The sequence below is a fragment of the Fimbriimonadia bacterium genome (genome assembly GCA_039961735.1).
Taxonomy (GTDB): domain Bacteria; phylum Armatimonadota; class Fimbriimonadia; order Fimbriimonadales; family JABRVX01; genus JABRVX01.
Genome location: JABRVX010000044.1, coordinates 40,688 through 55,327, shown reverse-complemented (window position 1 = coordinate 55,327; position 14,640 = coordinate 40,688). Strand labels below are relative to the sequence as shown.

The 14,640-nt window shown below is 61.8% G+C and carries 12 protein-coding genes; 8 read left to right on the top strand and 4 right to left on the bottom strand.

Translation table 11 applies throughout. From position 1 onward, the window contains the following. Positions 1-29: 29 nt before the first annotated feature. The 4 genes from HRF45_10650 to HRF45_10635 all read left to right on the top strand — a co-directional run bounded on the left by HRF45_10650 (position 30) and on the right by HRF45_10635 (position 5,070). Positions 30-1,748, top strand: a complete 1,719-nt coding sequence (locus tag HRF45_10650) for a proline--tRNA ligase (protein MEP0766983.1) — start codon at positions 30-32, stop codon at positions 1,746-1,748. Next, positions 1,745-2,548: an ABC-2 family transporter protein gene (locus HRF45_10645; protein ID MEP0766982.1), complete on the top strand. Its 804-nt coding sequence runs from the start codon at positions 1,745-1,747 to the stop codon at positions 2,546-2,548. The genes HRF45_10650 and HRF45_10645 overlap by 4 nt, the downstream gene beginning before the upstream one ends. After that, on the top strand, positions 2,545-3,333 hold the full coding sequence (locus HRF45_10640; protein ID MEP0766981.1) for an ABC-2 family transporter protein: 789 nt from the start codon (positions 2,545-2,547) through the stop codon (positions 3,331-3,333). Before HRF45_10645 ends, HRF45_10640 begins: the two co-directional genes overlap by 4 nt. A 234-nt stretch (positions 3,334-3,567) precedes the next feature. Then, positions 3,568-5,070 carry a hypothetical protein gene (locus HRF45_10635; protein ID MEP0766980.1) on the top strand — a complete coding sequence of 501 codons (1,503 nt, stop codon included), beginning with the start codon at positions 3,568-3,570 and terminating at the stop codon, positions 5,068-5,070. Positions 5,071-5,278: 208 nt separating this feature from the next. On the opposite strand, the gene HRF45_10630 is transcribed toward HRF45_10635, so the two are convergent. Next, a complete protein-coding gene (locus HRF45_10630; protein MEP0766979.1) occupies positions 5,279-5,476 on the bottom strand; it encodes a hypothetical protein in 198 nt (65 codons plus the stop codon). Between the two features lie 249 nt (positions 5,477-5,725). Between HRF45_10630 and HRF45_10625 the strand changes: the two genes are divergently transcribed. After that, positions 5,726-8,209, top strand: coding sequence for a tetratricopeptide repeat protein (locus HRF45_10625; GenBank protein ID MEP0766978.1), 2,484 nt, complete (start codon positions 5,726-5,728; stop codon positions 8,207-8,209). A gap of 64 nt (positions 8,210-8,273) precedes the next feature. After that, positions 8,274-9,071 (top strand): phytanoyl-CoA dioxygenase family protein, encoded by a 798-nt coding sequence (locus HRF45_10620; protein MEP0766977.1) that lies wholly within the window; start codon positions 8,274-8,276, stop codon positions 9,069-9,071. On the opposite strand, the gene HRF45_10615 is transcribed toward HRF45_10620, so the two are convergent. Continuing rightward, complete coding sequence (locus HRF45_10615; GenBank protein ID MEP0766976.1) at positions 9,068-11,101, bottom strand: hypothetical protein; 2,034 nt, start codon at positions 11,099-11,101, stop codon at positions 9,068-9,070. The two genes, HRF45_10620 and HRF45_10615, sit on opposite strands and share 4 nt — an antisense overlap. 130 nt (positions 11,102-11,231) lie before the next feature. Continuing rightward, the gene (locus HRF45_10610; protein ID MEP0766975.1) at positions 11,232-11,864 is read right to left on the bottom strand and encodes a PEP-CTERM sorting domain-containing protein; all 633 of its coding nucleotides are present in this window, start codon (positions 11,862-11,864) and stop codon (positions 11,232-11,234) included. Between the two features lie 165 nt (positions 11,865-12,029). Here HRF45_10610 and HRF45_10605 point away from each other — a divergent pair, with 165 nt between their 5' ends. Then, entirely contained in the window at positions 12,030-12,545 is a 516-nt protein-coding gene (locus tag HRF45_10605; GenBank protein ID MEP0766974.1) for a sigma-70 family RNA polymerase sigma factor, read from the top strand. A gap of 26 nt (positions 12,546-12,571) precedes the next feature. Here HRF45_10605 and HRF45_10600 read toward each other — a convergent pair whose 3' ends face one another. Further along, complete coding sequence (locus tag HRF45_10600; protein ID MEP0766973.1) at positions 12,572-13,426, bottom strand: class I SAM-dependent methyltransferase; 855 nt, start codon at positions 13,424-13,426, stop codon at positions 12,572-12,574. A 119-nt stretch (positions 13,427-13,545) separates the two neighbouring features. Here HRF45_10600 and HRF45_10595 point away from each other — a divergent pair, with 119 nt between their 5' ends. Continuing rightward, a complete protein-coding gene (locus tag HRF45_10595; protein ID MEP0766972.1) occupies positions 13,546-14,640 on the top strand; it encodes a glycosyltransferase in 1,095 nt (364 codons plus the stop codon).

The window sequence follows — 14,640 nt, the reverse complement described above, 5'->3', positions numbered from 1 at the left end:
CCAGCAGGTTAGCGCCAAGGAGTGTAACGTTGCGGGCGTCACAGAGTTATCTACCTACATTGCGAGAGGCTCCCACGGATGCAGAGCTAATCAGCCATCGGCTGTTGGTTCGCGGGGGGTTTATCCGACGGCAGGCAGCGGGCGTTTACACCTACATGCCGCTCGGCTGGCGCGTGTTGAGGAAGCTCGAACAGATCGTGCGCGAGGAGATGGACCGGACGGGTGCGTTGGAGCTGCTGATGCCAGCCCTGGTGCCCTGGGAGCTGCTCGAACAGACCGGGCGCCATACCGTGGACGTGCTCTTCAAGGTGCACGATCGCCAGGGCCGTCCTTTCTCCCTCGGATTCACCCACGAGGAGATCATCACCGACATCTTCCGCCATACCGTCCACTCGTACAAGGACCTGCCTCTCACCCTCTACCAGATTCAGACGAAGTTCCGGGACGAACCGAGACCGCGAGCGGGTCTCATCCGTGCTCGCGAGTTCATCATGAAGGACGCTTACAGCTTTCACCTAACGGAGCAGTGTCTGGACCAGACCTATCGTCGAATCGGCGAGGCTTACACACGCTCGTTCCGAAGGATGGGCCTCGACACGCTGATCTGCGATGCCGATCCTGGAGCCATCGGCGGTAGCGAGAACAAGGAGTATATGGTAGTTACTCCTGCTGGCGAGGACACCGTGTTGCAGTGCACAGTGAGCGGATACACGGCGAACGCCGAGCGTGCAGAGCTACCTGACGGCACTGCCTCCCCTGTCGAGCCAGGCGACTCGCCTGCTCACGAGGACGTCGCTACCCCAGGTGCGCATACAGTGGAGCAAGTGGCAGCGTTCCTCGGCGTTGCACCCACTAGAATCGTGAAGACGCTGCTGTACATGGCAGACGGCAAACCGGTAGGAGCGTTGATTCGAGGGGATCGGGACTTGAACGAAGGCAAGTTCCGTCGGGCGCTCGGTGCGCAAGAGATACGCATGATGGAACCCGCCGAGGTGGAGAAGCACAGCCGTGCTCCGGTCGGCTTCGCTGGGCCCATCGGCCTGGACGGGGTGCGCCTGATCGCGGACTACGAGTTGAAGACCCTGCGTGACTTCGTGGTCGGCGCGAACAAGGACGAGACGCACACTGTGCACGTGTGTCATGGTAGAGACTTCCCGGTCAACGAATGGGCGGACCTGCGTGTGGCCGTCGCAGGGGACCCGACCCTGGCAGGTGGCGTGTACACCGAGGTGCGTGGTATCGAAGTGGGACACATATTCCAGTTAGGGATCAAGTATTCCGCGTCCCTAGATGCTAACATCGTGGATGCGGAGGGTGTGGAACGTCCTGCCGTAATGGGATGCTATGGCCTCGGCATCTCCCGATGCATGTCCGCCGTGGCCGAGGTGCACAACGACGCAGACGGGCTAGCGTGGCCTGCGAGCATCGCACCTCTAGAAGTAGTAGTGATTCCCGCGTCGCCGGACGCTGCCGTGTTAGAGGCTGCCGAGCGTCTCTACACCGAGCTAAGAGCCCTTGGTGTAGAGGTGCTGTTGGACGATAGGGACGAGCGTGCAGGTGTAAAGTTCAAGGATGCCGATCTGATCGGCTGGCCTGTGCAGGTGGTCGTCGGCAAGAGTCTGTCGGAGGGCAACGTGGAGGTCGGGCTGCGTCGAGAGCGGGCTAGGAGACCGGTGCCGCTGGCCGACGCTGCGAAGGTGGCAGCCGATCTGTTGGCTAGGGAGAAGGAGCATCTCTCCACGGGATGATCGCGCTCGCCCGTAAGAGCTACGCCTACTTCCGCATCATCCTCACGGAGATGTTCATCTATCGCGGCGCTGCGTTCCTGTGGATCATCGCCGACAGCATGACGGCGCTAGTGCTGCCCCTGGTGTGGATTGCGGCCGCGAGTGGTGAGGGGTACGTCGGGGGATTGAGCGTACAACAGATCGTTCTCTACTATGTTGCGGCCCTCGTGCTGTCACAGTTCGTCGTCAGCCACATGATGTGGGACATCGCATACGAGATACGCGAGGGTATCTTCTCGGCGTATCTGGTGCGACCCATGAACTACTTCTGGTCGCAGTTCGTCCGTAACATCGCATGGCGAGTGGGTAAGCTGATCATGTTCCTACCGCTATTCGTGGCGATGCTGGTAGGCTACCACTCGCTGCTAATCGGGGCAAAGGTGCATGTATCGCCGCTGCTGATCGTGGTGATGATTCTCGGACATACGCTCAGCTTCGTTAACGCTTTCTCCTTAGGTCTGATCGCGCTCCGCACACAAGAGGCATACTCCATCATTCGCCTCTACTACCTGCCAGAGATGTTCCTTTCGGGCAGGCTGTTTCCCCTTGCCATGCTTCCCGATTGGGCTGCTACCGGCGCGATGTTCACGCCGTTTCGATACACGGTGGCCTTCCCCGTAGAGATGATGTTGGGGAGAGTGAGCGATGAGGCGGTGCTAGTGGGGATCGGGGCGCAGCTCTGCTGGATCGCGCTGATGTCGGGAGTGGGTTGGGTGCTGTGGCGCACCGGGCTGAAGACCTACACCGGGGTGGGGATGTGAGACGCTACCTGCGGCTGTACCGTGCTATGGTGCTCGCCAGCTTGCAGCGAGAGATCGAGTTTCGCGCCAACTTCTGGGCGAAGGTGGCGCAGAACCTGGTGTGGATGGGCTTCTTTATCGCGATTCTGAAGGTGTTCTACGGCCAGACCGACAGCATTGCAGGGTGGAGCGAGGGGCAATCGTTCCTGTTGTTCGCTACCTGCTACATGATGGGATCGGTGGCGGGAGCGGTATTCGGTATGTCCGTGGTGGAGTTGCCGACCATGGTGCGATTGGGCACGCTCGACTACGTGTTAGTGAAGCCGGTGGACAGTCAGTTCTGGGTGAGTGTCAGGCTGTTCAACTTCGACCAAGTGGGCACGGTGGCGGCATCATTCGGGTTGCTGGCGTATGGGCTCCGGCTGGAGAACCTGTCTCCGAGCCCGCACCAAGTGTTGGTATACGTCGTCCTGACGGTTGCGGCACTGCTACTATTCTATGCGTTGCAGTTCGTGCTGATGACGTTGGGGATATGGCTCGTTCGGGTCGAGAACCTCTGGGTGGTTGGTGAGTCGGTGTTTCAGGTGGCGCGGTTTCCGTTGGACATCTTCCCGGCGCTCCTGCAGAAGCTGTTCCTCTATGCGATTCCCCTCGCGTTCATTGCCACGGTGCCCACGCGTGCACTTTGGGGGCAGGCGGAGACGTGGGTGATTTGGTTGGGTGTGGGTTGGAGCCTCGCTGCGGTGATCGCTTGCCGCTGGTTCTGGCGCTTCGCCCTGCGCTACTACACCTCGGCGAGCAGCTAGTGCGGCGTCCGCCGAACCACTCCGCGGCCCGTGGGGGGCCGAGACATGTGTGGCCTGTCATCCCAGGATTTGCTGGCTGTCTTGCGGAGTCGCGTCTCGAGCGCTGCGGCGGAATCACGAGGCAAAGGGGCCCGGGACTTGCCGAACTCAGAAAACCGCGTGATAATGGAGTGGAAGTCTCGCTCGTCGAAGGCAGCGGCGGAGTGGGACGCAGACGAGGATAAGGAGACGCGAATGAGACCTTTGCACCTGCTGTGCGGCCTCGCCCTGATGCCGGTCCAGTTCGCAGCCGCCGATGTCACCTGGGACGTGCTTTACGGAGCCCTGAGCGACCCTGGCTACAAGGTGAACCGCATCGGCACTGACGGCACTACGCTTTTCGTCGTGTTCGACCAAGAATGGGTCCGCGAAGGCAAGTTCTACCGGTACGACTTCGATCCCAACGACCCGAGCTACGGTCTTTGGACTCAGCTCTCCGACCCCCCACGACCGATCACGGTGCCTTGGGCGGGCGGCGTGACCGGCAAACTGGCGTATCAGGACGGCTACTTCTATACGATCGGTGCTTCGCAGAACCACCCTGCCGGCGATTGGCGACGGTGCGTGATGCGATACGACACGAACTACGACACGTGGGAAGTGCTGGAGGATCCGATGAACCCCGGCTACGACCTCACGGCCATGAACCACACGGGCAATGCGCTGCACATGGACCCTGCCAACCCAGGTGTCGGCGTCGGTGTGTGGCACGCGGGAGATTGGTGGGTCCAGTTCGACTGGAATGCCCAGACGTATGACAACAACTATATGAACACTTGGTACAACCTGGGCTTCCAAGGTGTCAGTGCTCCCAAGTGGGTTTCCCGCAACGAGGATCTCGCGACCGACGGCAACGGTCGTTACTACGCGACACACAACGACTGGGAGCCCGGCGTCAGCTCGGGCGAAGTCATCTACACCTGGACCGGTGTGGCCAAAGACAACAGCGTTGACAAGCTGGTGGACAAGCCGTACGACTGGCAGTGCGGATATGGCCAGTCCATCGAGTACATCCCCGCCAGCCTTTCGCCCAGCGGTCATCCCGAGCTTTGGCTCATCCGTGGCTCGACGGGCGACGTGTCCCACGAGGGTTGGGGAGACCCGACCGACGATTGGGCACGGCTGAACTTAACCACGCTCCAGTGGACGGTGGGGAAGTTGCCGGGTGACGTTCACTATACCGGACGCATCGTGCGAGTGAACGACGTGGTGTTCATTCGAGGTGTGGACGATCTGTGGTACTACACGAAGCTCCAGGGTGCGACGACTGCGTCGCTAAGCGGTAACGTAAGCCTGACCTTCCTTGCAGACCCGACGGGCCGCACCGCTACGCTCCAGTTCCGCCAGCCCGGCACGCAGACGGTGCTGCACTCGTACGGCATCACACTGGATGGCAGCGGCAACTACAGCGTGCCGAGCGTAGCACAGGGCACCTTCGACCTTGCCCTCAAGTTCCCTGGTTTCCTGAGGCAAGTGAGCGCCAACAAGGTCATCATCCTCGGCACCAACGTGGCGAACTTCACCCAGACGAACGGAGACCCGGACGGCGACAACCTGGTCGGCCTGTCCGACCTGAACATGATCCTCCTGCAGTTCGGTACGAGCAATCCCGGGACGGACCTGAACGGTGACGGCGTGGTCGGGCTGTCCGACCTGAACATCGTGCTGCTGAACTTCGGCAAGGAGGGCGATCCGTAGGGGGCAGGCATCATACGTGAGATAAGCCCGGCGTTCGGCTGCTGAGGCTCGCTGACCGTGGCCAGAGCGACAAGTCGGCAGCCCAAACGTCAAGGCATAGAGCGTGAACGCACAGCCCGAAGCGGCGGTGTGGCACCGCCGCTTCGGTGTTGCGCAGGCTGTGTGAAACTCCTTGCCAGAGCCCCTCGGTCCCAGAGGAGTGAAGCGCCTAGCCGCTCGCAGCCTTCTTTGCCGCGGCTAGGCGACGTTTTCGAAGCTCCTCTCGCAGGTCGAAGTCTCTGCCGATCACCGATGCGTTCCCAATGTTCTGCGGGGCCAGACACGCGTCGTCGCGTACGCCCGCGGAGGCCGCTGAGAATGGGACAGTGGGCCTCTGCCGGTGTTGTCCGTTTCGAGCGGTATCCATCTATTGCACCTCCTTCGTGCACATACCCAGGCCCCATTGCCGAAGGTACTTACTCATTATAACCTAAATATCGGTCTTCCGCTGCCGATTTGCATCTTCCCGTAGCGGAATCGGTCGGACCGACAGAACGAGAGAGCAATCGAAGGTTCGGTCGGGTAGCATCCACAGTCCGAGCGAGTAGCGCCGCTCCCAGCCGAACCCGCAGGGGCGCACGAGCGTCTGACTCTCGATGGAAAGGATGACCCGAGCATGATTCGTGGGTTGCTCATCGCCGCACTGTGTCTGTCCGCCTGCGCCTTCGCGCAGAAGCTGACGAGCGCCGAGCAGAGTCTGTACGATGCCGCAGTCAATGCACAGCGTGTAGGCGACTTCCCGACCGCCATAACTCAGTACCGCAAGCTGCTCCATGCGCGCGAGAGCTACGTGCCGGCTCACCTGAACCTGGCGTCCGCCTATGTGGCTAATGGGGAGGCGGACAAGTCCGCGTATCACCTTCGTCGAGCGGCGGCATTGCAGCCGAACAACGGCCACGTGTGGCTGAAGATCGCGTCGGTCCATGCTCAGGCGCTACGTGTGAATGAGGCGGAACAGGCGCTGTCCCGTGTACCGAAGGACCTGCGGAGCAGCTCCAGCTACCTGTACGTTCGTGCTGCCATCAAGATCGGGCGAAGCGACATGAAGGGTGCGCTTTCCGACTTGCAGGCGGCGCACCGGAAGTCTCCCGATGACGTAGAGGTGTTGTTCCTGCTCGCGTCTGTCCAACTTCACTTGGGTATGAGGAACGAGGCGATTGCCCTTCTGACGAAGGCGGGCCAGCGGAACCCGAAGGAGCCCGTCATATGGCAGGCGCTCGCAGAGGCTCACCTCGGAGGCGGTAACACCGTTGCAGGGGTCGCCGCTCTGGAGAAAGCGCACGCGCTGATGCCCGAGAACATCGAGATTGCCGTACTGCTCGCTCGGTTGTACGAGCAGTCGGAGCGCATCGAAGACGCCGTGCAGTTGCTGGCCAAGATGATCCGCACCTACCCTCGCAACAGGCTCCTTCGAATCGAGCAAGGAGACGTCTTTGCACGCCGTGAGATGTGGGCCGAGGCGGAGACGCAATATCTCGTGGCTCGAGAACTGAGCCCGCGGAATCCGGAGATCGAGAACCGGCTGGCCGTCGTCGCCGTCAAGCTCGGGCGCACCGAACAGGCCAAGGAGCAGTTCGAAGCGGTTCTTCTCGTGGACCCGCGGAACACTGCAGCGTACTTAGGGCTCGAAGAGCTACATCTCAAGGCGCAGGCGCACAGCCCACTCATCCGCCTCTATCGCAAATGGATGGAGAACGTGCCGCAGGACCCGTATCCGTCCCGCCAGGTCTGCGAGATCTACAGGCAAGGGAGGGACGACGCTGCGGCTGCGCGTGAGTACCGGCGACACCTCGAGGCCTTCCCCAACGATGTCGAAGGTCTGAGGGCTTTCGCGCTCTTCTCCGAGGCGAGAGGGGACTACGACGCCGCGCTTGCGCAGCTCCGGCGGCTTGCACGACTCGATCCGCAGGACCGAGCCGCACAGGTTTCGATTGGCGAGGTGCTGATCAAAGCGGGCAGGACAGACGAGGCAATCGCTCACCTGCGCTCTTTGGCGGAGAAGAACCCGCAGGATCCGTCTCCGTGGCTGTCGCTGGGAGCCTACTACGAGCGTGCCGATCAACTCGACAAGGCCAAGGCGGTCTATGAGGAGTCGCTCGGTCACAAAAGGACCGAGATCGTGCTGGCGCAGCTCGTGCGTGTGCTCGAGCGCATGGGCGACGTGGACGGCGCGGTGAAATACGCGTGGGATCTGCTCTCCACCTCAAAGAACCCCTCTGCCGACTTTCCGCAAATCCCGAACTTGCTGTACCGCAGCGGTCGCAAGGAAGAGGCGAAGAAGGTATGGGCGGAGCGGGTTGCCACCCAGCCGAACGATACGCTTCTGCGCAGCGGCTACGGCGTGTTTCTGATGAGCGATGGGGACCTCGATGGGGCGGCAGCCCAGTTTGCGGAAATCAAGCGGCTGGAACCCCGCAACTCCTACCCCAGAATGCGCCTGGCGGAGATCTATGAGCAGCAGAAGAAGCTGGGTGCGTGGCTTGCAGAGGCTCGCGAGCTGCTCGACATCGCACCGGACGAGCTGGGTGGTTATACGTTGCTGTCCCGCTACTACGCGGCGCGCGGAGACAATCTGGGTTTCTGGAACGAGCTTTTGCCGCGAGCACGAAAGGGCAGCCCGGAGGACGTGGCCGTCCAGCGGCTTGCTGACTTCGCTCCGACCGTCGGCAAGGAGGCGGAGGCACTCGCGGTCGCGAAGAGCCGCGTAGACGCCGCGCCGCTCTCTCGCGGAGCCTGGCTCGCGTTGGCAAAGGCGCACGTCAATCTCGAGCAGTGGCCCGAGGCGATAGAAGCCTATGCAAGAACGTCCCGAATGGATCCGACGAACATCGCTGCTCTCCGCGCGTATTGCCTGCTGGCCGAGGAGCGCGGTACTCCGCAGCAGGCTCTCGATGCGTTCAGGCTGTACTCGGAGAACCACCCGAACGACTCGTGGGCAATGCTGAAATACGCCAACTTGCTGCGTGAGAACGGGAAGCCGTTGGAAGCCCTGGATGTCTACCGCAAGGTGCTGGAGCGTTTCCCGGACAACGAGACCGCACTGCAGGCAGTGAAGGATATCGAGGAGCAGAGGACCAAGCCCGGCGAGAGTAGTGGATAAGCTGTCGCATCGCCCCTTGCCGTCGGGGTATCTTTGGCCTCATTCGCTCAGAGGGGGGATGCGAATGCTGAGTGCTGAGCAGGTTGCTTTCTTTCGTGAGAACGGCTTCGTTCAAGGGCCGAAGCTGCTCGATGATTCGCAGTTGGAGGCTATGCGCGACGCTGTCGCCCGCGTGCTGCGAGGCGAGTCGGAGCGACAGGCGGAGTACACGGTCGGACTGCCGACCAAGGAAGGCCTAGAGGCCAAGGCGGTGACGCAGACGCTGAATGCTTGGCAGGCGGACGGCGTCATTCGGGATCATATCCTCGGAGGCAGAGTGGCTGAGGCGTGTGCTCAGCTACTGGGGGCAAATGAACTGCGGCTTTTCCACGACCAGATTCTCATCAAGCCACCCGGCGGCGGCAACGTGGTTCCGTGGCACCAGGATTACATGTACTGGCAGATCGTGGACCGTCCCGAGATGGTTACCTGCTGGATGCCGCTGGACGATGCCACCGAGGAGAACGGCTGCATGCTGTTCGTGCCGCGCAGTCACACGTGGGGTCTCTTCCCGACCGTGGACTTCGGCAGTGACTTCGAGTCGTTGCTGCGCGAGGCGAACGCGCCGGTGGGCGAGAAGCTGGAGATCGTGGCGCTACCGACCAAGGCCGGCCATTGCACGTTCCATCACGCACTCACTTTCCATGGCACCTCTATCAACCGGACGGACCGTTCGAGACGGGCGGTGATTGGGCACTACATGTCGGGAGCTTGTCGCTACCGAGCGGCGGGCGAGCACTACTTGAAGAAGCACATCCATCTCGAGGATGGGGCGGAGTTCGGCGAAGATCTGTTTCCCTGGGTGCTTAGGGTCTCGGGTTAGTTCGCGGCAGGTGGCGGGAACTTGCCGATACCCACGTAGGGCTTATCCGAGTAGCGCAAGAGAAGCCAGTCGAAGCTGGTTCCGTCGCCCTGACTCGAGCCGCACACGAAGGCGTGCCCACTGGGGCCTAGGGCGATCTTTTCTGCTCCATCGTCTGCGTCGCCGGGACCGTTGTACAGCCGTGCCCATATCAGTGTGCCCATCCGGTTGTACTTGAGCGTCACCGCATCCCAGTCTTGCGCGCCCAGCACGCCCTGACATCGCCCCGTTACGTACACATTGCCGTCTGCATCCGCGGCAACTGCTTCGCCGCGGTCGTAGCCGTCCACAGGGCCTTTCCAGCTTCGCTCCCAAAGCAGGTCACCGGTTGCGCTGTAGCTGACGGTCCAGATGTCTGGATTCGTGGTAGTGCTCCAACCCGTCACTACCACTCCATCGGGCGTGAGGGCGAGATCGTTGGCCTCGTCAGGATTCGCGCCATTCGCGTTTACTCTTCGCACCCACAGCTCGTCGCCATTTGGAGAGTACTTGACAGTGCCGAAGTCCCAACTCACGCCGTCGCCCCAGCTTCGGCCGGTGATGTATACGTTGCCTGCTCCGTCAATCACCATTGCGCGGAGTACATCGTCCCAGTGCCCGGGTCCGTCATAGCGCGCCTGCCAAAGCGGATCGCCCTCGTTGGAGTACTTCACGACCAAGTAGTCGAGGCCGTTTACACTGCCGCTCCATCCCGCGACGAGCACGTTGCCGTCGGGGTCGAGCGCGATGGCAATGGGAACATCACGCGCACCGTTCGTGTAGCGTCTTTCCCACAGGAGGTTGCCGAAGACATCGTACTTGAGGACCACGTAGTCCGGGCCGCTGTCATCGCCCATCGAGTGGCCCGCGACGTACACGTTTCCGTCGGCGTCCGTGGTGACTGCCGTGCCGAAGTCCACTTCGCTCGTCGGTCCGTCGTACCGACGTACCCACAGCTCCTGCCCGGTCGGCGAGTAGCGGATTGTCACTACGTCCCAGTCCGTGCCGTTGCCGACCGAGCGACCGACTGACACTGCTCCTCCATCCGGCATCAAAGCCACCGCGGAGCCAGCATCGGAGCCCGCCCCGGTGTAGGTCGTCTGCCACAGCAAGTTGCCGACCGGCCCGTACTTGACGGTGACCATGTCCCAGTCACCGGTGCCAACGGTGACGTAGCCGGTGATGTAGGAGTTACCCTTGGAGTCTACGGCCAGGTCCGACGGACGGTCCCAGTTGCTTAGGGGCCCGTCGTAGCGTGCGGCCCAATCGTGTGGCTCCGGTGGTACCCAGTCCATAGCATCGGCGTTGTTCCAGCCCACCGGGTAGCCGAGATAGCTCAGGTTGGTCGCTTGCCACGATGTCATTGTGTCCAGGTTGATGGCGTGCAGAGTCATCATCTGTGTGGGCCAGTCGAGCGATGTCATGTACAGGAGTCGCTCGGTGGGATCGTAGGCGAGCGCTACCTTGATTCCCGGCAGGCCTGCTACGGTGACCGGGTTGAAGACCACGCTGCCAGTGTCGAGCGTGAGATACCCAAGTCGTGTGAAGTCCGTAGCCCAAAGCGTGCCGTTGACCCATGCGAGCCCGTACAGCTGGCCCGTGTAGGGGTAGATGCGTAGAACGTTGCCTTGCCTGTCTGTTTCGATCAAGTCCATGCCGGCACGCCATAGCGTGTCGGTGGCGGGGTTGTAGGCACCGTCCTCATAAGCGAGGTACGGTTGCGGTGGATTGTAGGATGACACCTGCCGCACCCTGCCCGTGTAGGGGTTCAGCTTGGCGAACAAGTCGGTGGAGTTCGTGCCAGCATATAGATGCGTACCGTCGTAGGTCAAGTTGTTATATACGCGGGCTTCGACGAGGCTGAGGGTGACGATACGGTCGATCGTACGGGTGCGGAGGTTGTAGCGGTAGATGGAGTAGGGTGCCGCGTGCTCGCAACTGATCCACAGGTACCCGTCGGCACAGAGGCACGCAGCCACCGCCGTGCACAGAATGGCTCCCATCAGTCTCATCGCTCTACCCCTTTACACACACGAACCCGATTGGGACGACACGAGGTCGTCCCAATCGTCTATGCATACTCCGATATCGGCGTCTGCGGCCCGGCTAGCGCAGTGACCGTGAGGCCGACGTGCTCCGCTGTTACTTGCGCCGTCGGCGAAGGGCCACTAGACCGAGAAGTCCCGCTCCGACTGCAGCAAAGCTGCTAGGCTCAGGGGAGATCCAGATGTTCGTGGTCACCCGATCGACGTGCCAGTACGTAATCTGGCCGTTCTCATAGATATCAATCTGGTCGCTTTCGGACAGATACCCGTCTCCGTTGTCGTCCCAGGACGACAGGTGGAATCCGCCGCTGCCCGGGGGAATCCACTCCCACCACGAGCTGACCGGATTGTGCATGATATCACGCAGGTTACCGTCACCCATGAAGTCGCAGGGCCCACCAGGACCTCCACCCTTTGGTGTGAGCCAAATGGTGATGGTGACCAGGTCGACGTGCCACCAGCTAACGATGCCGGTTGCGTCGGTGATATCTATGATGTCACTCTCGCTGAGGTACCCATCCCCATTGTCATACCAGCTACTCAAGTGATACACGTTGCTGTAGTTTGGCCACAGCTCGTGCCACCACGTGGAGATCGGCTGCGTAATGGGGAACCTCGGATCGAGGTTGTCCCGCGAGTCCAGGACCTTGTCGAAATAGGCCTGTGCCGTCAAGGGCAATAGCACAATCGCGGCCAGCGCGATCATCTGACCTTTCATTCGGACTGTCATAAGTCCTCCCGTCTGCTGAGCACTCAGATTCCGTCCAGGAGGTGGCAAACAGGAGAATACTTTGGTACACTAGTTAGAGCGGTCTAGAACCGAGATGTTTTAACCCGCTCGGTGGCTTGCAGGCATTTTTTGGGGTACGGTCCAGCCAAAAGGGAGTTGGCCGCGATGTCCAAGGCGAGTGCAGCAGTACGGGTGCCCTACTCCGTCGAGCCAGTGGCGGCCCTAGTTGCGTGCCGGCCGTATGTTGTCCGCTACCTCCGTAGTCTCGGCGCGTCGGTCGAGGATGCCGAGGACCTAGTGCAGGATACGCTCTTGGTGGCGCTGCGCTCAATGCCCAGCTTTCGGGGTGACGCGAGGCTGAGCACCTGGTTGTGTCGGATCGCGCAGCGCGCCTACGCTCACTGGCGATCTCAAGCCATACCCAGCATATCCCTTTCGAAGGGGGAGGATGGGCCCGTGGTCGAGGGGCTCGAGGATGTGGCCCTGAGAAGCATGGACCTCTGTGAATGTCTCAGGCGCTTGCCGGTGCCACTTCGCCTGCTCGTCTGCAGCCACTACATTCATGGTTACAGCTATCGCGAGATTTGCCAGGGTCGAGGGCTGACCAAATCTCATCTCACGAACGAGCTAAGCGCCGCTCGCCGGCTGCTCAGGCAGCACCTAGTCTCGCTAAGCCGCTAGTCGGGAAGCGAGGAGCCGAACCGCCCTCAGCGCCTTTCAGCCTTGGTCGCGATGATCCAGAGGTTGTCCACGCCGATCGCCTTTGCCAGGACCCGCCGGACTTTGCGATTGCCTACTCGCTCGAGTACCGCTTCACAGCGGATCTTTGCTCCGGCAGGCCATAGCAGAATGGAGAGGAGAGGTCCCGCTCGGCTCATCAGTCTCGGAACCAGCATCGGTGAGCGCACACGGGTGAACCCGTGTTGCAGCAGCAGCGGGACCATCTCTCGGTACCGCCACTCCTTCAAATGAAATCCCGTAGCGACCTCATCGAAGTGCCGGGACACGTCATGTGGTCCCGTGAGCCCACAGGGCGTGTCGAAGAGATAGCGCCCTCCTGGCCTGAGCAGTCTCCATACGGCGTCCAGGTGGTCGGGGATGTCGTCGGGATGAAGGTGCTCGATGACCTGTCCGCTGATCACGGCATCGAAAGAGTTGGGCGGGAAGTCCGGCTCCACGGCGTCGCCGAGCACGAACTCGAGGTTCGAATGCCCGGAGCCCGCGAGCTTCAAGACGTCTTCGGTGGCATCGAGAGCCACGTAGTGCTCGCACTGGGGGGCGAGCGCCTTGGCGAGAACGCCGATGCCGCAGCCCACCTCCAGTACCCGGAGCCCTCGCCCGAGTACCTGGCGGTAGAAGCCGATCTGAATGCGGTGCATTGCCTGCTCGGTGCCGCCGAGCGTCACCTGCGGATGGTTCGGCACCTCGCGGAATAGCTCTGCGTAGGTTTCCTTGACCACTTGCGCCCGGTTCTCCTTCGTGGACTCCATCACGCGCTTGGCCAAGCGCTTCTCTAGCTCGTACCAGCGGCGCAGTTCTTCTGGCGACATCTGCTCGCTCACGCGGAGCAGGATACCCGCAGCGTAGCGTCCCAGTTTGGCCTGCCAACTTCTGCTCGGCGGCTCGGTGGGCCCACAATAGGAGTGATGGTTCAGCGATCAGGCAATAGGGTAGGAACATCTTGAGGCTCGTAGCATTGGTGGACGGGCATTCATCCGACGCGGATAACGCATACCTGCTTCGCGTGCGGATGCTCACGGAGGCGGTGCGGGCTCAAGGGCACGAGGTCTCGATGCTCTACCTGTTGGACCGGGGCACGATGAAGCCGTCAGTCTGCCGGGCTCTGCTGGGGTCCCGCTTCCGAGCCGAACTCCAAGGGGCCGACTTGATTCATGCGGCCAACTGCATCGCCGCCGCCGCGGCACTCCGCGGAGCCCGTGGGCAAACGCCCGTGCTGTACGACGTGCATGGCGACGCTGCTGCGGAGGCGCGATTGGAGTGGAGCACCAAGAGAAGTACGTACTCTGCCTCCGCCATGCTGACCATGCCCTATCTCGACAGGGTGGCGCGGCGCGGGGCCAAAGCGCTCCTCGTGGTTTCGCAGCCTTCGAAGGATTTGTACCTCCGGCTCGGATTGCCGGGTGAGCGGCTGTTCCTAGTTCGAAACGGGGTAGACCTGGACCTGTTCGCCCCCTCGGAAGTGCCACCCGACGGGCCCGAGGGTGAGCGGTGGATCGGATACGCGGGTGGTACGCATTGCTGGCAAGGGCTGCCGCACCTGCTGAAGGAGTTCTCGGCCCTGCGAGGCTCACCGCTTCGCCTGCGGGTCATCGGGTTCGGAGCAGGCGATGCGGCACTGAAGCGCGAGTTCGAGCAGAAGCTGGGCGCTCGAGCAGAGCTATGGGACGCGATGCCTCGCGAGCGGATGGTCGGACTTTTGCGCGAGTGTCATGCGCTGGTGATCCCGCGGCTGCCTCACCCGGCCGTGCGCGTGGCGATGCCGACCAAGTTCGGCGAGTACAGTGCCTTGGGGCGACCGGTTCTGGTGAACGACGTAGACGAGACGGCAGACCTGATTCGCAAGCATGGCTCCGGACTGGTGTCGGACTGGCGTCCGGGCGGGCTTCGGACTACGCTCGAGGCATTTGCGAACATGCCGAGAAGCGAGCTTCAGGCAATGGGGGATCGCGCGCGGTCGCTTGCCGAGCAGGAGTTCGCCTGGCCGGTACTTCGCGCTAAGTACCTCGATGCAGTCGAGTATTGCATGCGCAGTTAG